Genomic DNA, 809 nt, shown 5'->3' with positions numbered 1-809 from the left:
CGCGGACGCCCTGCCCGTTCAGCTCCCAGCCCGCGGAACCCGGCCCGCAGAGCGCCGCCGCGTCGGCGGCGTTCGACGCGTTCGTCCCGACAGCCCAGTTGCCCGTAGCGGACCCGGCGTTGGTCGTGTAGCGGTAGCGCGGGTTGCCGGTCAGGTCCGACGCGATGGCGTAGTCGCACTGGTGAAGGTTGACGTACCGGTTGCCCAGCGTGTCGAGCACCTCGACCTGGTCGCCGTTGAGCTCCCACGTCAGACCGTTGTTCGTCCCACCCGGCCCGCAGTCGCCCGCGGCCTTCGGCGCGTTCGCCGCGGTCGACGGGGCACCCCAGTTGCCGCCGCCCAGGTTCGTCACCCAGCGCGCCACGTCGCCGCGGCCGACGCTCGGCATCACGTAGTCGCACTCCTGGAGGTTCACGTAACGGTTGCCGAGGAGGTCCAGCGCCGCGACCTGGCTGTTACGCAGTACCCACGTGCCGCCCGCATCCCCCGCCCCACCGGCGCCACAGCTCGCCGCGGAGTCGGCGGTGTTCGACGCGTTCGTTCCGGCACCCCAGTTGCCCCCGCCGAGGTTGGTCACGTACCGGAACTGATCACGCTCGGTACCCGTGGAACTGCGCAGGACGAAGTCACACTGGTGCAGGTTGAGGTAGCGCTTGATGCCGTTGCGCAGGATGCCGGTCTGGGAAGCGTTGGACTCGCCGTTGAACCCGGCCGAGGGGGAGACCTGCAGGTTGTCGCCGGACCAGACGGAGTCGGCGACGGCGGTGGCCTTGGTCTCGGCACCGACGGTACCGGTGGTGACGTCGGAG

Annotated in this window: 1 protein-coding gene; it reads right to left on the bottom strand. The window is 70.5% G+C overall.

The genetic code is table 11. The features are described 5' to 3' along the window. A partial coding sequence (locus ABWU78_RS20885; RefSeq protein WP_439159391.1) for a hypothetical protein occupies positions 1-809 on the bottom strand: 809 nt, incomplete at both ends.

Source organism: Cellulosimicrobium sp. CpK407, from assembly GCF_051844275.1.
GTDB lineage: Bacteria > Actinomycetota > Actinomycetes > Actinomycetales > Cellulomonadaceae > Cellulosimicrobium > Cellulosimicrobium cellulans_G.
The sequence above is the reverse complement of the archived record's forward strand: the minus strand, read 5'-3'. Positions and strand labels throughout refer to the sequence as shown.